The organism is Actinomyces lilanjuaniae (assembly GCF_003606385.1).
Taxonomy (GTDB): domain Bacteria; phylum Actinomycetota; class Actinomycetes; order Actinomycetales; family Actinomycetaceae; genus Actinomyces; species Actinomyces lilanjuaniae.
Genome location: NZ_CP032514.1, coordinates 1,216,879 through 1,236,337, shown reverse-complemented (window position 1 = coordinate 1,236,337; position 19,459 = coordinate 1,216,879). Strand labels below are relative to the sequence as shown.

13 protein-coding genes and 3 pseudogenes are annotated in these 19,459 nt (G+C 69.5%); 2 read left to right on the top strand and 14 right to left on the bottom strand.

Annotation, left to right across the window (positions count from 1 at the left end; genetic code table 11):
• Positions 1-37: 37 nt before the first annotated feature.
• Positions 38-937, bottom strand: a complete 900-nt coding sequence (locus D5R93_RS05275; protein ID WP_243106967.1) for an SseB family protein — start codon at positions 935-937, stop codon at positions 38-40.
• A gap of 582 nt (positions 938-1,519) precedes the next feature.
• On the opposite strand from D5R93_RS05275, the gene D5R93_RS05270 reads away from it, so the two are divergent.
• Positions 1,520-2,800, top strand: a complete 1,281-nt coding sequence (locus D5R93_RS05270) for a 1-acyl-sn-glycerol-3-phosphate acyltransferase (RefSeq protein ID WP_120204188.1) — start codon at positions 1,520-1,522, stop codon at positions 2,798-2,800.
• Positions 2,801-2,821: 21 nt separating this feature from the next.
• Here D5R93_RS05270 and priA read toward each other — a convergent pair whose 3' ends face one another.
• The 12 genes and pseudogenes from priA to D5R93_RS05210 form a co-directional block, all read right to left on the bottom strand.
• Complete coding sequence (gene priA, locus D5R93_RS05265; protein ID WP_120204185.1) at positions 2,822-3,556, bottom strand: bifunctional 1-(5-phosphoribosyl)-5-((5-phosphoribosylamino)methylideneamino)imidazole-4-carboxamide isomerase/phosphoribosylanthranilate isomerase PriA; 735 nt, start codon at positions 3,554-3,556, stop codon at positions 2,822-2,824.
• A 46-nt stretch (positions 3,557-3,602) separates the two neighbouring features.
• A complete protein-coding gene (gene hisH / locus D5R93_RS05260; RefSeq protein ID WP_119837210.1) occupies positions 3,603-4,241 on the bottom strand; it encodes an imidazole glycerol phosphate synthase subunit HisH in 639 nt (212 codons plus the stop codon).
• Between the two features lie 157 nt (positions 4,242-4,398).
• Positions 4,399-4,875 carry a DUF6545 domain-containing protein gene (locus D5R93_RS05255; protein WP_120203707.1) on the bottom strand — a complete coding sequence of 159 codons (477 nt, stop codon included), beginning with the start codon at positions 4,873-4,875 and terminating at the stop codon, positions 4,399-4,401.
• A gap of 186 nt (positions 4,876-5,061) precedes the next feature.
• Positions 5,062-5,484 carry a hypothetical protein gene (locus D5R93_RS13525; protein WP_205570100.1) on the bottom strand — a complete coding sequence of 141 codons (423 nt, stop codon included), beginning with the start codon at positions 5,482-5,484 and terminating at the stop codon, positions 5,062-5,064.
• Between the two features lie 201 nt (positions 5,485-5,685).
• Positions 5,686-6,543, bottom strand: coding sequence for a hypothetical protein (locus tag D5R93_RS05245; protein WP_243106966.1), 858 nt, complete (start codon positions 6,541-6,543; stop codon positions 5,686-5,688).
• Positions 6,543-7,153: pseudogene (hisB, locus tag D5R93_RS05240) on the bottom strand (imidazoleglycerol-phosphate dehydratase HisB). Before hisB ends, D5R93_RS05245 begins: the two are co-directional and overlap by 1 nt.
• Positions 7,150-8,352, bottom strand: coding sequence for a histidinol-phosphate transaminase (locus D5R93_RS05235; RefSeq protein ID WP_119835644.1), 1,203 nt, complete (start codon positions 8,350-8,352; stop codon positions 7,150-7,152). Before D5R93_RS05235 ends, hisB begins: the two are co-directional and overlap by 4 nt.
• Before the next feature lie 101 nt (positions 8,353-8,453).
• Complete coding sequence (locus D5R93_RS05230) at positions 8,454-9,659, bottom strand: cobalamin-independent methionine synthase II family protein (RefSeq protein WP_119835645.1); 1,206 nt, start codon at positions 9,657-9,659, stop codon at positions 8,454-8,456.
• A gap of 203 nt (positions 9,660-9,862) precedes the next feature.
• Positions 9,863-11,362: a Tat pathway signal sequence gene (locus tag D5R93_RS05225; protein WP_243106965.1), complete on the bottom strand. Its 1,500-nt coding sequence runs from the start codon at positions 11,360-11,362 to the stop codon at positions 9,863-9,865.
• A pseudogene (gene hisD, locus D5R93_RS05220) lies at positions 11,359-12,713 on the bottom strand (histidinol dehydrogenase). Before hisD ends, D5R93_RS05225 begins: the two are co-directional and overlap by 4 nt.
• Before the next feature lie 67 nt (positions 12,714-12,780).
• Positions 12,781-13,167, bottom strand: a complete 387-nt coding sequence (locus D5R93_RS05215; RefSeq protein ID WP_182911346.1) for a hypothetical protein — start codon at positions 13,165-13,167, stop codon at positions 12,781-12,783.
• A gap of 28 nt (positions 13,168-13,195) precedes the next feature.
• Entirely contained in the window at positions 13,196-15,199 is a 2,004-nt protein-coding gene (locus D5R93_RS05210; protein WP_119835648.1) for a NosD domain-containing protein, read from the bottom strand.
• A gap of 310 nt (positions 15,200-15,509) precedes the next feature.
• On the opposite strand from D5R93_RS05210, the gene D5R93_RS05205 reads away from it, so the two are divergent.
• Entirely contained in the window at positions 15,510-15,746 is a 237-nt protein-coding gene (locus D5R93_RS05205) for an RNA-binding S4 domain-containing protein (RefSeq protein ID WP_243107043.1), read from the top strand.
• Here D5R93_RS05205 and dnaE read toward each other — a convergent pair.
• A pseudogene (gene dnaE / locus D5R93_RS05200) lies at positions 15,709-19,355 on the bottom strand (DNA polymerase III subunit alpha). The gene D5R93_RS05205 and the pseudogene dnaE sit on opposite strands and share 38 nt — an antisense overlap.
• Positions 19,356-19,459 lie beyond the last annotated feature (104 nt).

Genomic DNA, 19,459 nt, shown 5'->3' with positions numbered 1-19,459 from the left:
AACATAACCGCCAACATAACCGTCAACATGACCGTCATCATGCTGGAAGGGGGTACAGCTCGACAGTGTCGACAAGGTGTCCCCACTCGGGGCTGCCCAGGAGCTGCTGGCAGTCCCTGACGGCCCTCCTGGCCCTGTCCTCACTGGTCTCCCCGTGGCTGTCCCTGGCTTCTCCCGCCGCTTGCACCTCAGTGCGGCGAGCACCGCCGCCCTCGACGCCCACCAGGACCCGCAACTCAGCACGTGTGCCTGGCTCAAAGGAGACGCTGCGGACTGCCTCGACAGACTCCAGTCGGGCACGTATCTGGGCCTGCACCACGTCGTTGCGCCAGGAGGGCACCCACTCCCGGCCCTCCGAGAGCGCGAGCAGCGCCGGACGGGGAAGACACAGGTCACGAGTCCCCGGGTCCAGCGCCCACAGCATGTCGGCCACGGCCGCCGCCACCTGTGCCGCCCGGCGGGCGGTTACGGGAACCGGTCGCACGTCACGGCGCCAGGCACGCATCGCCTCGGCGGAGGTGAACACCGGCAGCGCCCGGCGGCCGTCAGGAGCGCGTACTGCCAGGGTGGCCGCGTCCTGGCAGGGGTCTGTGGCGCGAGCCTGCTCACCGGGCACGTCCCGGCGCCGAGCGGGCGGGTCGACAGCGTCCCGACCGACCGTGACGCGCGCGGGGCCGCCGGGCCTCCCGTGAGCCTGGACCGGAACCAGGAGACGGCTGCCAGCCAGTACCGTCCACACGGCGTCCAGGTACCTGTGCCGGGGCAGACCCGGTACCGCCAGGGCCTCGTCCACATCGGGGTCCACGGAGCCGTCGTCGTCGCGGAACGAGACCGGGGCGGCCAGGAGACGCTCCATCCTGGCGCGGGCGCCCGCCGCCATCGCTAGATCCAGCCTGCGATGAGGCCCGGCAGCGTGCGACGAGGCTGAGGTACTCACAGGAGGCACGATATCCGGTAAGGCGGTGGCGCGTCTGCCTCACAACTATTCCCCTCGACCGCCCCTCACGAGGAACCCACCGCACCCCTTCAGCGCATTCCACCACAAGTGAGTGACTTCACAGAAACTCCTGGGCGTCTCCGTCAGGGTCGACGGCCTCCTCCCGAGCACGGCCTGGCAGCAGCAATAGCGCCCCTGGCAGGTGTCATCGGAAAACCTGGGAGGAGACACAGGAGAGATTCTCACCGATCGTACAGTTCCCCATGGCGTTGCCACACCGTTATCCTGGAACGGTGCCCTCACTTGACGCCCTAAAATACCGGCGCACCTTGTGGCCGGACCTACTGGTCAGCAACTCAGCGCGCCTCGGAATCTTCCCTGACACCTGGGCGGTCCTGGACGCCGACAGCACCAGGGCCCGGCCTCCCGGCTCCTCTTCTGGCTGCGAGGACCTCCCGGGCGGGACAAGCCCTTCCCTCCCGCTTGCGCCCGTGGCCGCTGCCCTCGGATAGCCAATCCCTCCTGCCTGCCCCACCACGACCACAGTGTCGGCATCCCGGTCGACACAGAAAGGTACGCCCTATGGCCTCCCCTAGCACGGTGCCCGTTCCCTGGCCGACACCTACCCGCGCCCCAGGCACGCAGCAGCCGCGTTCTATCGTGCTCACCCCTCCCAAGGTGACATGGCGGGCCGTTGCCCGCCAGTGGCTGTGGTCGGCGGTCATTGCCCCCTTCGGCGGTGTCCACGTCGAGGGCGAGTTCAACGCCGACGGTCCCTGCGTCGTCGTGGCCAACCACGGCTCCCACGCGGACACCATCGCGATGATGAGCGCCTCCCCCACGCTCATGAGGGTGGTGACCGTGGCAGCCCAGGACTACTGGTTCTCCACGTGGCTGCGCCGTTCCCTGGCCCGAGGTCTGCTCGGTGCCTACCCGGTGCGGCGCACCGGGGAGGGCGCCTACGAGGAGCTACGCGGGATACTGGCGCACCGAGTGGCTGAATCCATGAGCGTCCTGGTCTTCCCCGAGGGCACCCGCAGCCGTGATGGGCACGTGGGCCGGTTCCACTCCGGGGCCGCCCGCCTGGCCCGGGACTTCGGCATCCCCGTCCTGCCGGTGGCCCTGGTGGGCTCGCGGGAGATGATGCCGAAGAAGGGGGGCCTGCCCCGATACTCCCCCGTGGAGGTGCGCGTCGGGCGCCCGATCATGCCCAGCGACGACGTCGCCGCCGTCAGCCAGGAGGCCCGCGCCCAGGTTGTCGAGATGCTGAGACGCCCCCGCAGACCAGCGCCGGTCTCTGACGTCTACACGGTGCTGCGGCAGGCGATGTCGGGCAGGCGAGGAGACCTCGTCATGTTCACCTGGGGGCTGGCCGACGCGCTCTTCCTGCCTGTCCCGGCGGAGCTGAGCCAGGCCTGGATCGGGCTGACTCGTCCCGAGCTGATGTGGCGCCGGGGGATGGTGGTCGTTGCAGGCTCGGTCCTCGGCGTGGCCACGACCTACCTCCTGGCACGCGTCGGCCTGCGCCCGTCAGCCCTGTGGGCAACACCGTCGATGGAGGCGGCCGCCTCCCGGTTCCTGCGCCCCGGAGCACACGGATACTGGAGCCAGGTCCTGACAAGCCTGCCGGTCTCGCTACTGGCCACGGAATCAGGACGGCGCGGCCTGCCCCTGGCACAGGTCCTGGTGCACGCCGCAGGAGAACGCACCGTGCGCATGGCGGGCGTCACGATAGCCCTGATGGCCCTGGAGAAGCCGCTGGGACCGATCACCCGCCAGCACTACGGCCGATACCTGCTCACGAGTGCCGTCGCGCTCGGGGCGACATTACGAGGCGCCCTCCGGCGGTGGGGCAGGCGGTGAGGCCGAGGCCGGGACATCAGGCTATCCCTGCCCCGGCTGCACCCCGGCAGCCTCCAGGGCCTCCTGGAGAGTAAAGCTGCCACTGTAGAGAGCCTTGCCGACGATGGCGCCCTCGACCCCGTCGGGGACCAGCCGCCTGAGCGCACGCAGGTCGTCCAGGTCAGCGATGCCACCGGAGGCGACGACTGCGGCGCTGGTGCGGGCGCAGACCTCCTTGAGCAGCGTGGTGTTCGGCCCGGTGAGGGTCCCGTCGCGGGTGACGTCGGTGACGACGTAGCGGGCGCAGCCTGCCTGGTCCAGTCGGGCGAGCGTCTCCCACAGGTCTCCTCCCTCCCGGGTCCAGCCCCGGGCGGCAAGGGTCGTACCGCGCACGTCCAGCCCCACGGCGACCCTCTCCCCGTGCTCAGCAATGACCCGCTGCGTCCACTGTGGGTCCTCCAGGGCAGCCGTCCCCAGGTTCACCCGAGCCGCCCCGGCGTCCAGCGCCCGAGTGAGAGAGTCGTCGTCACGGATACCGCCGGAGAGCTCGACGTTGACACCGACGTCCCTGACGATGCGTGCCAGGAGGTCGGCGTTCGAGCCGCGCCCGAAGGCGGCGTCCAGGTCCACCAGGTGGATCCACCGGGCACCAGCCCGCACCCAGTCCCGAGCTGCCTCCAGGGGGCTGCCGTAGTCGGTCTGTGACCCGGCCTCGCCCCTAACGAGCCGGACGGCCTTGCCGTCAGCCACGTCAACAGCAGGAAGGAGAGTCAGCACAGCATTGCTTTCCACACTATTTTCCACCATTATTCTTGCAAACTCCTTACAGCGTCGTCATCCAGTTGCGCAGCAGCTGCGCCCCGGCGTCACCGGACTTCTCCGGGTGAAACTGGGTCGCGCACAGTGCCCCATTCTCCACCGCAGCCAGGAAGTCCTCCCCGTGCGTGGCCCAGGTGGCCTGGGGAGCACGAGTGGGGCCCTGCCCCATGAGGGAGGCGGGGTCAGTCTTAGCGGCGTAGGAGTGGACAAAGTAGAACCGCTCCTGGTCAAGGCCGTCGAACAGGACCGAGGAGCCCGGCGGGCGGACCCGGGTCCACCCCATGTGGGGCACGACCTCTGCCTGGAGACGTGTCACAGTACCCGGCCACTGCCCCAGACCCTCAGCCCGGGTCCCGTGCTCCTGGGAGGAGTCAAACATCACCTGCATCCCCACGCAGATCCCCAGGACTGCACGCCCTCCGGCCAGGCGGCGGTCGATGACCCCCGGAGCACCCACCTGCCGCAGCTGGTCCATAACTGCCCCGAAGGCACCGACACCGGGGACGACCAGCCCGTCAGCCTCCCCGGCCTCCTGCGGGTCCTGTGTCAGGGACACGTCCGCCCCTACCCGTTCCAGCGCGCGCACGGCGGAGCGGACATTACCGGACCCGTAGGCCAGGACGACGACACGGGGAGCTCTCATGGCGCGAACCCTACCCCCTGGCTCCCCGTCTCACCTCTCTGCCCCGGAGAGGCAGACACGAACGTACAGACAGCCTGCACTACCTGCACTAGTGAGGCCGCCGAGAGGGTCGGTACTAGCGGAAGGCTCGGGCGGGTGGTGGGGCCTGCCCCGGTGCCTAGCGCGTGCGTGCGGGGTAGTAGGGGGCCAGGGCCAGGCGCAGCTCGTAGAGCTCGCGCAGGGAGGCACTGACCTCGTCACGCGGCAGGACCACCCGGCCCAGGCCCACCAGCACCCGGTCCCACCACCCCAGCGGACGCGGCACCGCCTCAGGCCCCACCAGGCCCACCACCAGCTCGGCGGTGCCCGCCGGGCCGGCGGGCTCGGCCACCCCCGCAGCGGCCTCCCCGTAGCGCACCAGGTGCAGCACGTCGTTGGTCTCCACCACCTGACGCACCACCCGCTCACCAGCCGACAGCCCCTCCACCGACAGGCGCACCCCCGGACGCACCCGGGTGACCTCCCGCCACAGCGGCTCCACCACCTGCTCGCCCACGCGCTCCACCAGCACCGAGCGGCCCTCCTCCACGATCCGGCGCACGCCGCCCACGGCCAGCGCCACCACGATCAGCACCAGCACCACCAGGAACAGCACGTGACGCACCTCCCGGCCCCGGGCCCGACCAGCCCGCCAGCGAGGCCACGCCCACGCCCGCGTAGACCACCGTCAGCCCCGCCGCCGCCACCAGCAGCACCAGCGACACCCGCGCCGCCCCGGCTGGCCCGGCGCACCAGCACCGACACCGCCCCACGCTGCACGCAATAGCTACTGCGGCCAGGGCTACCTCGTAGGTCCCGTAGTAGACCCCCACCCAGGCCGAGACCCCCGCCTGGTCGTAGGAGTAGAGCAGGCCGCCCTCACGCAGCGGCATCGCCGCCGCAGCCACGCACTCCACCACGCCCACCAGCGCGCCCGCCCGGCCACCCGCCAGGCCGCACGCCGCGACAGCCCACCACGGCGGAACGTCATCACCAGCACCATTACCGACACCAGCATGACCAGGAACACCAGGCGCTTGACCAGGTCCACCACCACCTGGTCCCCGTAGACCACCTCAGCCTCCTGGGCGAGGGCCGCCAGGCACATGGATGCGGCGGCCAGCTGGAGCAGACGGGTGCGCGGCCCGCTGCCCCGGTGCACCACGGCCACCACCACAACCAGCGCCACCAGGGCGACAAGGACTGAAACAACAACCGACAACATGCGGACCCTACCCGTGCCTATCCCCTAGAAGGAACAATTTTCATCAGAACGATAATGGCACAGCAGCGGCAAAGAGTCTACCCCCACATCACTTGTGTGGGAGAGAATCAAGCGAGAACCAGCCGTCCTCGTCGGTACCGGTTTCCAGGCCACAGGCTTGCCTGGCGGCGCAAGGCAAGGCACGCCATCAGGACTGCCAGACTAGGATCGCGGTGGGCGACGCAGGCCTCGCCCCAGCCAGCGCATAGCCCGCGATGGCCTGACCTCGGTGGAGCGCACGGCACCCGGCACATCCTGGGGTGGCGTCACTCCCAGGAGAACGTCCTCCACGACCTGGTCCATGGAGGCCAGCAGCAGCCCGGCCGAGGCCTCCTCCCCCGCCTCTGCCTCCACGTAGCGACGGGCGGTGACCGTACCGGACAGACCGGACTCGATACCGACATCAGTCGCCAGGTCGGCCGTCATAAGGACCACTCCCGCCCGGGACACCCGGGAGAGGCTGGCGGCCAGCTCAGCCGCCTCAGCAGGCTCGGTATCCGCACCGCCGACCAGCTCGGAGATGTCCCACTCCTCGTGGGCGGAGACCAGCTGCCTCACCGCCAGGGCACCGCTGGTGGAGGGCACCACGATGCACTCCAGGTCGCTCACGGCGCACAGCGCGGCCAGGGCCTGGGCACTGGCCACCGGGGTGACCACGACGGCGACCTTGACCGCCCTGGGCGCCTGGGAGCCGCCAGCCTGGTCCGGCTGGTCCCACAGGTCGTCAGCCCGGTCCGGCTGACCCCTGCCCGCCGGGCGGGCCTCCTCGTGCCCGTCATCTCCCTGGTCGGGGTCGGACTCCTCAGCCAGAGCCTTAGAGCCTACTGGCTCAGAGGCTGCCAGGCCCTGGGTCAGAGCAGCGAACTCCGCATCCACGTCGCGCGGGGCACCGTCATGGTCACCGGTGTGACCACTGGTCCGGCCAGCGGCCTGACCGTCGCCGCGGCCAGTGCCCTCACTGCTGCCCTGGCCGTCCCCCGACCTGCCGTCCCACGTGTCGTCGCGGCTGTCCTGGCTCATCACAGGGCTCCTTTCGTCGAGGGAATCGCCTCAACACGGGGGTCGTCCTCGACCGCTGCCCTCAGCGCACGGGCCAGGGCCTTGAACTCCGCCTCGGCGACATGGTGCGGGTCACGGCCGGAGATGACGCGCACGTGCAGGCAGATACCGGCGTGGTAGGCGATCGCCTCCAGCGCGTGGCGGACCATCGACCCGGTGAAGTGGCCGCCGATGAGGTGGTGGACAAAGGCGTCGGACTCGCCCTCGTGCACCAGGTAAGGGCGCCCGGACAGGTCCACCACGGCCTGCGCCAGGGCCTCGTCCAGGGGACCAGAGCGTCCCCGAAGCGGCGGATGCCCCGCTTGTCCCCCAGGGCTATCCGCAGCGCCTGGCCGATACAGATCGCCGTGTCCTCTACGGTGTGGTGGACGTCAATGTGGGTGTCACCCGTGGCCTGCACGCTCAGGTCCATCAGCGAGTGCCTGCCCAGGGTCGTGAGCATGTGGTCGTAGAAGGGGACTGTTGTGGACACGTCCGTGGTACCGGTGCCGTCGAGGTTGAGTCCGACGACCACGTGGGACTCGCTGGTGGCCCGCTCCACACGTGCGGTCCTCGGGGCAGGTGTGCTCATGCTTCCTCCTTGACAACGGTCGCGACGACGCTGGACGCCGCCGCGCCAGGCCTCAGGGCCTCAGACGCCAGGACGGCGGACAGAGACCGGCGGAAGAGCGCCGTCTCCTCAGGCGTGCCCACACTGACACGCAGGTAGCCCTCAGGACCGACGACACGTACCAGGACGCCGTCGTCCAACAGGTGCTGCCAGACCGCCTCGCGGTCGGCAAAGGAGCCGAAGAAGACAAAGTTTGCGTCAGAGTCACAGACGTCAAGACCCCTGCCGCGCAGCCACGACACCAGGTCGTCACGCTCGGCCCGTAGCGAGGCCACCTGCGCCATCAGCTCCTCACTGTGGTCCAGCGCCGCCAGGGCGGCAGCCTGGGTGAGGGAGGAGAGGTGGTAAGGCAGACGCACCACACGCAGCCAGTCAACCAGCTCGACGCTGGCCGCCAGGTAGCCCAGACGCAGGCCCGCCGCACCAAAGGCCTTGGACATGGTGCGGGTGACGACCAGGTGGGGGTAGGTGTCCAGGAGCTCCAGGGCGCTGGGCACACCCGGGCGCCGGAACTCAGCATAGGCCTCGTCCACGACGACGACGCAGTCAGCGGCCTGGGAGCCTGCCCGGTCCCGCTCACCAGCCGCAGGCTCCCGGGGCCCACTTCCGCGAGCGGCCTCCAGGACGGCACGCAGGTCCTGGGGGGGCAGGGCGGTTCCCGTGGGGTTGTTAGGGCTGGCCAGGACCAGGAGTGCGGGGCGACGGCGCCGCATCAGGGCAGTCACCGCCTCCAGGTCCAGGGAGAAGTCCCGACGGCGCGGCACGGTCACGTACTCAGTGAGGGTGTCGCGGGCGTACTCGGGATACATGGAGTAGGTCGGGGTTGCGGACAGGCAGGCCCGTCCCGGCCCCCCGAAGGCCTGGAGGAGGTGGAGCATGACCTCGTTGGAGCCGTTGGCCGCCCAGATCCTTCCCGGCGCCAGGCGCACACCGGACTCACGCTCCAGGTAGCCAGCCAGAGCCTCCCGGAGAGCCGGAAAGTCCCGGTCCGGGTAGCGGTTGAGTCCCGCGGCCGCACGGGCCACAGCCGCAGCGACGTCGGCGACGACCTGCTCCTGCGGGGGGTGCGGGTTCTCGTTGACGTTGAGGCGCACGGGTACGTCCAGCTCAGGAGCACCGTAGGGCTGGCAGCCCTCCAGCCCCGGGCGCACGGGCAGCACGGGTGGTCGGGACCGCCCGGCGTGCGGGGCGGAAGGCGCGGCAGCAGAGGCAGGAGGCTTGGTAGAGGTCACGGCAGGAGTCTAGGAGGTGGCAACGGGTCTCAGAACCTCTCGCTGGCCAGGCGGGCGCCCTCCACCAGGGACTCCAACTTGGCCCAGGCGATCTGGGAGTGGACACGCCCGCCCAGGCCGCAGTCGGTGGAGGCCACCACCCTGTCCGGACCGACGGCACGGGCAAAGCGCTCGATACGGTCGGCCACCAGCTCGGGATGCTCCAGCACATTGGTGGCATGGGAGACTACGCCAGGGATCAGGTACCTGTCCTCGGGCAGCTCGTGGACCAGCCAGAGTTTCCACTCGTGCTCGTGCCGGACGTTGGCGGCCTCAAAGCTCAGGCCGTGGGCGCTGACCATCGCCGCCAGATCGAGGAGCGGCTCAAGCCCCAGATCTGTGGAGTGGGGACCGTGCCACGACCCCCAGCACACGTGGTACCGCACCTGCGAGGGGTCGATCCCGCTCAGGGCGTGGTTGAGAGCCTCGATACGGACCCGGGAGAAGTCCCTGTAGGCCCCCATGTCGGGCTCGGTGACGAACTGGTCCCAGGACTCGGCGAGGTCAGGGGCGTCAATCTGGAGAGTCAGGCCCGCCTCGGTGATGGCCAGGTACTCCTCGCGCAGCGCCTGGGCCCAGGCCCAGACGGCGGCCTCGTCGTCCTCGTAGTAGTAGTTGCCGATCCGGGCCGCAGCCGCCGGGGAGACCGCGGTCAGGAACCCGTCGCTGACAGGCCTGCCCACGGCGCGCAGGGCTGAGGTGAGAGCAGCGACGTCACGGGCCACCGCGTCCTGCCCGGTGTAGGACAGCTCACCGGTGACGGCCGGGACCACAGGCGGCGGGGCGCTGGCCAGGTGGATGCCGCTGGTGGGGTCCTGATAGGCCTCGGCGAAGGCGACCCAGTCACGCCGGTCGCTCATGGCGTCCAGCTCCAGCTTGCCTGCAGGCGTGGGACGCCTGGATGCCGCCGCCTCCTCGGGGCTGAGGACGGACAGCCCGGAGAAGCGTTCAAAGGTGTAGAACCACCAGGCCCCGTAGTCGACCTTCTCGGTCATGGCGTGGCCGTACTCGCCGTCGTTGACGGCGCTCAGGCCGAGATCGGCCTGCCGACGCACCACCTCGGCGGTCTCGGCCTGGACCACCTGGGCCAGGCCGGCGGCGTCCAGGCCACCTGCGGCATGGTCGGCATTGGCCTGCCGGAGGGCGTCGCTACGAGGCAGGGAGCCCACGTGGGTGGTACGGATCGTCGTTGACATCAGGAATCCTTCCTGGACAGGGCCAGGCGCGCGGGGGCGTCGGCGGAGCGGCCTCAAGGCAGCTGGCGTAGTAGCAGGTCCGTGGCGCTGCCCTGAACGAGGCACCGGTCCCGGTGCCACCGCCAACGCTACCCTGTCCCCGACGTGGTGGCGATCCCCGTCACAGCAGACCCCGACCAACCCGCAGACTCCGGGGCAGGCGCTCAGGCAGTCGTCCCCCGGGCGGCCTCGGCAATCGCCTCGGCGACTCCCATGCCTGCCTCGTCCTCCAGGTAGTACCACCAAAACGGTGCTCCCCACGCCGTCTCGCGGCCCATAGCGGCGCTGGTAGCGTGGGTGATCACCGCCTCGCGGGCAGCAGCCAGGTTACTCGACGAGCCGAACCACCACGGTCCGTCATCCAGGTCCGCACCTCCGTAGCCGAGCTCGGTCAGCGCGACCTGCGCGGCGGGCCAGGCCTGCTCCAGGGTGGCCAGGACCCTGTCCGCTGCCGTCCCCAGGGGGTGGAGCTGGGGGTAGACCGACAAGCCGACCACGTCTACCAGATCCCGCAGGTCCTCCCCCACCTGGTCGGCAAGAAAGGTGAACACCGAGCCCTCCGGGCTGCCCTGGCCCAGCTGGTAGTACAGCGTGAGCAGCGTCTGGGCACCGGTCCTGTCACGAACCTGGCGTGCGGCGTAGGTGGTGCGGGACACCGCGCTGTCTCCCAGCCAGTCCCCGCCGAGCTCGTTGCCCACCTCCCACACGTCGGTACCCGGCAGCGCATCAAGCAGAGCGTCCACCCGCTCCTTCCAGGCATCCCCGTCCACGGAGCCCATCAGCTGGGAGTCACAGACCTGCCCTACGGCGAGGGCGCCGTGACGGTGCAGCTCGGCGACCACCTCCTTCCACCCCGCCGTCTCAACAGGGTCGGACGGGTCGAGCACCACCATGCGCGCCGCCAGCCGCCGCACCCCACCCGTGGGCCCCTGGGGTCCCACCAGGGAGGCCAGCTCGACTTGTGAGGGAGGACGGGTCAGGGTCACGCCTACCACGGCGTCCTGCGGACCCCGGGCTGCCAGCTCCTGGTCCAGGAGGAACTGAGCCGAGCTGGCGGCCTCCAGGGCCATACGCGACCAGGTGCCTCGCTGGGTCCAGGAGACGGCGCTGCCGCAGGCCTCCAGAGCCTCCTGCGCCCTGGCCCGGCTGGCGAGGAGCCCCGCGCTGGCCTCCACACCCAGTGCCGCCACGCCCGCCTCCTGCCTGCCGTGCAGCGAAGAGGCGGCCAGCTCCAGGAGGTCGTACTCACCGGGACCAGGCAGGTCGGCCATGAGGGCGGAGTACCCGTGGCTGGTCGGCCAGGACAGGGACAGGACGTAGGGTCCCCCAGCAGGAAGGTCCAGGCAGACCCCTGTCCCGGCGGCCTCCTGAAGAGGCCAGGGGGTGACCACGGTCAACGTGCTCGCGTCCAGCAGGACGTCGTCGTAGCCGTCCTCACCGACACCGTTGGACTGCACGGCACGCACGCCCTTCAGGTCCAGGGCGGCCCCGGTCCCATCCGTGACGTGAAGCACCACCCGGCCCCCTGCGGTAGGCCCGGGTCCCGCAGCCGTGGCGCGGGAGGGCAGCAAAGCAGGTAGCGTTCCTAGGCCAGCCAGTCCCAGTGCCGTCCGCCTGGTCATCGTCACGGCCCGGCGGCCGTGACGGGCACAGTACCCTGTCATGGCGACACAGAATAGCCCTGGCGGGCCCTGACAGCCTCCGCGTGGGCCGGGAGGTCCTCGCACCGGGCCAGGGCCTCCAGCGGGTCGGCCAGGCTCGCCAGCGCCGCGGCGTCGTAATCGATGACCTGGACAGGCCTGAGGAAGGCCATGACGCTGAGTCCCGAGGCAAAGCGGGCCGTCCCGCCGGTGGGCAGCACATGGTTGGAACCTGCCAGGTAGTCGCCCAGCGGTACCGGACTGTGGGGGCCGACGAACACCGCGCCAGCGTTGCGTACCCGGCGGGCCACCTCTGGGGCACCAGCGGTGTGGATCTCCAGGTGCTCGGCAGCGTAGGCGTCAACCACGGCTACTCCCTGGTCCAGGTCACGCACCAGAAGGGTGCCGGACTGGGGGCCGCTGAGGGCGGTGGCAGCGCGCTCAGCGTGCCGGGTACCGGCCAGACGGCGACGCAGCGCCGCGTCCACCGCATCAGCGAGCTCAACGGAGTCGGTGACCAGCACGCTGCCCGCGCTCGGGTCGTGCTCAGCCTGGGAGAGCAGGTCCGCGGCCACGTACTCCGGGTCCGCGGTGGCGTCAGCCAGCACGGCAATCTCGGTGGGACCGGCCTCGGCATCGGTGCCGACCACACCGCGTACCGCCCGCTTGGCCGCTGCGACGTAGATGTTTCCCGGGCCCGTGACTACGTCGACCGCCTCGCACAGGAGCGAGCCGTCCCGGCGCCACGGTCGGTGTCCGTGTCAGCAGAAGCACCGTAGGCAAACATCGCGACCGCCTGGGCACCGCCGACGGCGTAGACCTCGGTCACACCCAGGAGAGCGCACGCGGCCAGGACCGTCGGGTGCGGGAGACCACCGTACCCGGCCTGGGGGGGGCTGGCCAGGGCGACCTGCTCGACGCCCGCGACCTGGGCGGCGACCGCGTTCATCACCACCGAGCTCGGGTAGACGGCCAGACCACCGGGAGCGTAGAGCCCTACCCGACGCACCGGGACCCAGCGCTGAGTGATCGTCCCGCCGGTCACGACCTCGGTCACGCGCTCCGTGGGCAGCTGGGCGGCATGAGCGCTGCGGGTGTGGTCGATAGCCAGCCGCAGCGCGTCACGTACCTGCGGGTCCAGCTCCTCCAGCGCTCGGGTCAGGGCCACAGCCGGGACCCGCAGGTGCTCAGGACGAACCCCGTCAAAACGCTCGGCAGCGTCACGCAGGGCGGCAGCCCCCCGGACACGGACGTCCTCGACGACCGGCCGGACGGCCTCCAGGGCGGCGGAGACGTCCAGGCGGGCACGAGGGAGCACCCCCGCCAGGTCACGGGTGTGACGGTCCAGGTCCCGCAGGTCGGTACGGCTGAGCATGGGCACAGGATATCGTCGGCCAACCCCGCCGCCAGAGCGAGCGCGCCACCGTAGGCTAGTCTCTCCCCTACCTTGGGGCCCAGTAGTCCCAGCAGGCCTGACGTTCCGGCGGTGCCCAGGACAGGTCGGGGGTCCCCACCTCCCCGGTCGCGGCGGTAACCACCAGGGACGGCAGACCTGGCTCCCCACGGGCCGCGCAGTCATGACCAAGCATATGGAGCAGAGGACCCATGTGCCGGGGCAGCACCATCCCCGATATCGCCTCGCTCAGCTCGCCGTAGGTCATGACCTCGCCGTGGCTGGCAGCCTCAATGAGGACGGCACGTGCCCGGGCAGTGGCCAGGGCCAGGCGCCGGGTCAGCAGGTGCTCCCGATGTCCCACCGGGTAGCGGGAGCCGACCTGGAGGACCAGCCCCTCCTCGACGGCAGACTCGGGCTGCGCCGGCCCCTGCAGGTCCTCACCGCGGCGCTGTCGCCCCGGGTCAGGCACCCTGGCCAGCCCCGTCCTGCCAGGCGACGTTGACCAGCACCCCCCGGTCCACCGCGGTGCCTGCCTGCGTCCCCAGGGCCTGGGCGACGTCGTCAGGAAGAGGGTGGCCTGACCCGAGGGCGGGACCTGCCGGGCGGAAGTCCGAGGTCTTCCAGGCTGTGGGGTCCGGGGACTCGCTGACGAGCAGCGGGTTGTCCTGCCTGCTGCCATGGAGGTCCAGCCCGTTCTGCTCCCGCGCGGGCAGCGTCACGTGGGGGCTGTGAGTGAACTCAGCCAGGGTTGGGGCGTTGACGGTCTGGGACGACAGGTCCTCGCCCCAGTTCCACAGCAGCGTCGTCGACGGCAGATCGGTGTCCTGGTCCCGGTAGTAGGCGTTGTAGTTAACCGTGGAGACCATCTCGTTTGCGTAGACGGCTCCTGAGCCGTCATCGTTGGCACCACCGGTGACCTGGAGCATGGCGGCATAGCGCCACGGGTCACCGGGAAGCGGGGTCGTCTGCTCCGAGGACAGGATGTTGTTAACGATCTCGGTGCCGGTGGTGTCCCAGGACAGGCTGTGGCTGGCGCTCCAGTTCTGCACGGCAGTGCAGGTCCCGTCCTCGGAGCGGGCGTTGCACCCGTCGGAGCGGGAGTCCTCCTGGACGACGATGCTGGTCAGGGCGTGGGAGACGGTGTTGTTCCACACCTTGGTGGAGTCAGACCCCGAGATGTGAACTCCTATGCCGGCCCCCTCAATGAGGTTGGAGGCCACGAGGTTGCCGGAGGAGACCTCGTTGAAGACCGCCACTGGAACATTGACGAAGTAGTTGCCCAGGACCTGGGATCCGATAACCCCCTCGTCAAACCAGACCCCGACCCTGCGGTCGGTCCTGAAGACGGTTGGGTCGGAGGCGTCGGCCTCGGCCCCGGAATAGTCAACAGTGTTGAAGGCGAATCGCACGGCAGTAGAGTGGGTGACCTTGGTGTCGCCGATGGTGCAGTACGCCCCGCAGCCGGTCGTGATGAAGCCGGCGGTGTTGTTGGAGGTAAAGACATTGCCCTCAACAGTCACGTTGCTGGAGGAGTTGACGCCCAGCCCGACCCCGCCGTTGCGCTCGAAGCGACTGCCTGTCACTGTCGAGCCCGAGCCGCCGGAGACCGCCAGGGCGGTGCCGGCCGCCGAGTAGCGGAAGACGGAGTCCTCCACGACCGCCCTGTCGGAGGTGGTCACCACCATGGCCCCGCCCGTGGCTGTACCGATCTGCGGATCGGCGTAGTCCCAGCGCTGTACCGGGGAGTACTTCTCGACGGTCAGGCCCCTCAAGGTGACGTCGTCAGCGCTGACCGATATGGCCCGGGAGTGCTGCACCACCTCTACGTGGTGCTCCTGCGGGTCGACACCGATGACGTAGGAAGCGCCGGTGTGCGGGCTGGCGTTGTACCCGGCACGGTTGTTCCCGCTCTGCCTGAGCGTCACCGGCTCAGGGTCCTCCACATAGAAGGTGGAGGCGGTGACCTCGGCACGGCTGGTCACCTGCGTCAGCGGCTGGCCGTCGACGAAGACCTGCTCCGGGTAGGCGGCCATCCCCTCCTCCGCAGGGTCAGCGTTCTCCGTGCACACCTGGCAGAACCGAACCATGTCCGCGGAGGTCGTCCACCTCCCGTCCGCCTGGGTCCAGGAGGAGGGCACGACCGCCCCTGACAGGACCGGGCTGGCACCTGCGGCGGCTCGCACCGTCACCGATGTGCTCACAACCAGCTCCCCCTCGCGGTAGGTGCCGTCCGCAAGCTCAATGACATCCCCGTGCGAGGCCGCCTGGAGCGCAGCGGAGAGGGTGCGAAGCGGGCTGTCAGACGTCCCGTCCCCGGTGTCGTCGGAGCCGCTGCGGGCCGAGACGTGGATCGTGGTTCCCCCGGGCTCAGCCGCAGCCGGGGAGGCGAGCAGGCAGGTGGCGGTCAGGGACGGAAGAGCCAGGACCAGGAGCAGGACCACGGTGCTGGCGGCAAGACGACGCATACCGATACTCCTCAGTATTTTCTCAGCACGGCTGATACCGTCACCATATCGCAGTCTCCCTTCCCTGAACTGCCTGCTACCTGGTTCCCAGGATATTCCAGGGTGAGGAAGAGCCCGCTCTGCGGCACCGACAACTCGCCGCCCAGCCACCAACCCGTCGCCAGCCCGCAGGAGCAGGCGGACCGGCCCGCGACGCGCCTGGGAGGTGTCTGCGATGATGGCCACCGTGACACAACAGCCCTCATCATCAAGGACCTCATCGCGGCCTTCGCCGTCCTGCCCGCCTGTTCCTCACCTGCTCCGGGTCCCGGTGCAGGGCCGCATCCGCCTGGGGCAGTTCCTCAAGCTCGCCGACCTGGTCCGGGACGGGGCGCAGGCGCGCGCGGCGGTCCAGGCGGGCGACGTCACCGTCAACGCCGTCACGGAGACCCGGCGTGGCCATCACCTCGATGACGGCGACGTGGTGGTGGTCGACCTGCCTTCCGGCCCGGTAGCCGCCGTGGTGGAGGTCAGCGCCGCAGGCACCCCGGCCCCAGCAGGGCCTTGATATCGGAGTAGAAGGCCGGTGAGGCCTCCACCCGCAGGGAGGCGTCCAGCTGGGTGCGAACCTCCCGCCCCGGGCTGGTCAGGGTCAGGCGCACGGTGGACATCCCGGGGTGACGCACCAGGACGTCCTTGAACTGCTCCACCAGGGGCCCGGTGCACCGGTTGGTAGGCAGGGTGATGAGGACGGCCTCGTGGGTGGCGCTGGAGACGTCGGGGATCGTCATCTCCTGGGCGTACAGCGCAGTCTGGCCGTCCCGGCGGTTGAGGCGTCCGCGCACCGTCACCACCGTGTCCGGAGCCAGCATGGTAGAGACCGTCTGGTAGGTCTGGGGGAAGAACAGCACCTCCACACTGCCCGCCAGGTCCTCCACCTGGGCGATCGCCCACAGATTGCCCTGCTTGGTGGTCTTGCGCGTCAGAGAGGTGATGAGCCCGGCGACAGTAACCACCGCGCCGTCAGGCAGGGCGTCGTCCTCGTGGAGCTCGGCGATCTCCCGGTCGGCCAGGCGGCCCAGCACGCCCTCCAGACCCATGAGCGGATGGTCGGAGACGTAGAGACCCAGCATCTCGCGCTCGTAGGCCAGTTTGTCCTTCTTGTCCCACTCCGGCAGGCTGGGAACCTCCGAGGAGAAGACCGGCCCCGAGCCGAAGGCGGCTGCGGCGGAGGCCGGGGAGGCTTTGCCGCCCGAGCCGCCGTCAGCACCGTCCGGGCTGTCAAGGAGCGAGGCGAACAGGTCGAACTGCCCGGCGGCCTCGTTGCGCTTGACCCCGATGACCTCGTCGACAAGGTCCTCGTGGCAGGCCTGGAGGGAGCGACGGGTGCGCCCCAGGGAGTCGAAGGCTCCCGCCTTGATAAGGGAGTCGATGGTGCGCTTGTTGCACACCACGGCGGGCACCTTGTCCAGGAAGTCCTCGAAGCTGGTGAACTCGCCCTTGTCCCTGCGTGCCGCCACGATCGCCTCGACCACGTTGAGACCCACGTTGCGCACCGCGGCCAGGCCAAAGCGCACGTCGTCGCCGTCAGCGGTGAACTGGGCGCGGGAGGCGTTGACGTCTGGAGGGAGCACGGTGATCCCCATGTGGCGGCACTCCCCCAGGTAGACGCCGAGCTTGTCCTTGTTGTCCTTCTGGGAAGTCAGCAGGGCGGCCATGTACTCGGTGGGATAGTGCGCCTTGAGGTAGGCCGTCCAGTAGGACACCACGCCGTAGGCGGCGGAGTGGGCCTTGTTGAAGGCGTACTTGGCAAAGGGCACCACCACGTCCCACAGCGCCTTGACAGACTCCCTGGAAAACCCCCGCTCCACCATGCCCGCCTCGAAGTCGACGAACATCGTCTCCAGGATGTCCATCTTCTTCTTACCCATGGCCTTGCGCAGCGCGTCGGCCTTGCCCATGGTGAAGCCCGCCAGGTCGGTGGCGATCTTCATCACCTGCTCCTGGTAGACGATGAGGCCGTAGGTGGTCCCCAGGATCGGCTCCAGGGCCTCCTTGAGCTCGGGGTGGATGGGGACGATCTCCTGCAGCCCGTTCTTGCGCAGAGCGTAGTTGGTGTGGGACTCCGCCCCCATGGGCCCGGGACGGTAGAGGGCACCCACCGCAGAGATGTCCTCGAAGTTGTCCGGCTTCATCAGCCGCAGCAGGGTGCGCATACCGCCGCCGTCGAGCTGGAAGACGCCCAAGGTCTCCCCACGGGAGAGCATCTCATAGGTGGGCCGGTCGTCGAGCTCGACGTGGTCGATGTCCAGGGGCTCCTTGCCGTTGGCGACGATGTTGTCCAGGGCGTCGGAGATGACGGTAAGGTTGCGCAGCCCCAGGAAGTCCATCTTGAGCAGGCCCAGGTGCTCACAGGTGGGGTAGTCGAACTGGGTGATGAAGGCTCCGTCCTGGAGGCGCTGCATCATGGGGATGATGTCGGTCAGCGTCTGGGAGGACATGATGACGGCGCAGGCGTGCACCCCCACTGACGGGTCATGCCCTCCAGCCCCTTGGCCAGCTCGACGATGCGCTGGGCGTCGGTGTCGTCGGCGTGGAGCCTGCGGAACTCCTCGGCCTCGCCGTAGCGCTCGTCCTCGGGGTTGAAGATACCCTTGATGGAGATGTCCTTGCCCATGATGGTGGGTGGCATCGCCTTGGTCAGGCGGTCCCCCACCGCGTAGGGGTAGCCCATGACACGCGAGGAGTCCTTGAGCGACTGCTTGGCCTTGATGACACCGTAGGTCACCACCTGGCTGACCCGGTCGTCCCCGTACTTCTCCTTGACGTACTCGATGACCTCGTCGCGCCTGCGCTCGTCGAAGTCGACGTCGATATCGGGCATGGAGATGCGCTCGGGGTTGAGGAAGCGCTCGAAGATCAGCCCGTGCTTGAGGGGGTTGAGCTCAGTGATACCCATGGCGTAGGCGACCATGGAGCCAGCCCCCGACCCGCGCCCCGGGCCCACGCGGATACCCTGGGCCTTGGCCCAGTTGATGTAGTCGGCCACCACCAGGAAGTAGCCGGGGAAGCCCATCTGGACGATGACGTCGATCTCGTACTCGGCCTGCTTGCGGCAGTCCTCGGGGACGTCGCCGTGGAAGCGGGCGTCCATACCGCGCCAGCACTCCTTGACGAACCAGGACTCCATGGTCTCCCCCTTCGGAACGGGGAAGACCGGCATGAAGGAGGCTCCCTCGTCCACGGTGGTGAAGGAGACGTCGCACTGTTCAGCAACAAGGAGCGTATTGTCGCAGGCCTGGGGCATCTCAGCAAAGAGCTCGCGCATCTCGCGGCCCGGGCGCAGGTAGTAGGTGTCGCCGTCGAACCTGAAGCGGTCAGGGTCGGTGAGCACCGAGCCGGAGTTGATGCACAGCATGGCGTCCTGGATCTCTCGGTGCTCGGGGCGCACGTAGTGGGAGTCGTTGGTGGCCAGGAGCGGGGCACCCAGCTCCTTGGCCAGGCGCAGCAGGTCCTTGGTGACGCGGCGCTCGATCTCCAGGCCGTGGTCCATGAGCTCGACGTAGAAGTAGTCGCGCCCGAAGATGTCCTGGAGCTCGGCGGCGCAGCGGCGGGCCTCCTCCCACTGCCCCAGGCGCAGGCGGGTCTGGACCTCCCCGGAGGGGCAGCCGGTGGAGCCGATGAGGCCAGCGCAGTAGCGGCTCAGCAGCTCGCGGTCGATACGGGGCGCCTTGCCCCACTGCCCTTCCAGGGAGCCGTAGGAGTCCATGCGCATGAGGTTGCTCAGGCCCTCGTTGCTGCGGGCCAGCAGGGTCATGTGGGTGTAGGAGCCACGGGCGGAGACGTCGTCGCCGCGCTGGGACTCCTCCCCCCAGAACACGCGGGTCCGGTCGAAGCGGGAGGTGCCCGGGGTCATGTAGGCCTCGACCCCGATGATGGGCTTGATCCCGGCCTTTCTGGCGGCAGCGTAGAACTCGTAGGCGCCGAACATGTAGCCGTGGTCGGTGATGGCCAGGGCAGGCTGGCCCAGGCGCTTGGCCTCAGCCACGTAGTCCTGGATCTTGCCCGCGCCGTCGAGCATGGAGTAGTCGGTGTGGACGTGGAGGTGGACGAAGTCGTCACCGGTCCCGCCCCTGGTGCTGCTGGCTCCTGCCGTGCTACCCGTCGTGCTACCCATGCGGTCATCCTATGCCCCTGTCCCCGAGGAGCCGCCCAGGCGGTCCCGACAGCCGTGGAAGGGCAGTCGGGACCGCCCGCTTACGCCCCCTCCCACCCGTGGCA

Bases quoted from the DNA above. Each gene is read 5' to 3' on its own strand.
- D5R93_RS05270 (WP_120204188.1), top strand. From the start codon at position 1,520: ATGGCCTCCCCTAGCACGGTGCCCGTTCCCTGGCCGACACCTACCCGC.
- D5R93_RS05225 (WP_243106965.1), bottom strand. From the start codon at position 11,362: ATGACAGGGTACTGTGCCCGTCACGGCCGCCGGGCCGTGACGATGACC.
- D5R93_RS05245 (WP_243106966.1), bottom strand. From the start codon at position 6,543: ATGAGCCAGGACAGCCGCGACGACACGTGGGACGGCAGGTCGGGGGAC.
- D5R93_RS05210 (WP_119835648.1), bottom strand. From the start codon at position 15,199: ATGCGTCGTCTTGCCGCCAGCACCGTGGTCCTGCTCCTGGTCCTGGCT.
- hisH (WP_119837210.1), bottom strand. From the start codon at position 4,241: ATGAGAGCTCCCCGTGTCGTCGTCCTGGCCTACGGGTCCGGTAATGTC.
- D5R93_RS13525 (WP_205570100.1), bottom strand. From the start codon at position 5,484: ATGTTGTCGGTTGTTGTTTCAGTCCTTGTCGCCCTGGTGGCGCTGGTT.
- D5R93_RS05230 (WP_119835645.1), bottom strand. From the start codon at position 9,659: ATGTCAACGACGATCCGTACCACCCACGTGGGCTCCCTGCCTCGTAGC.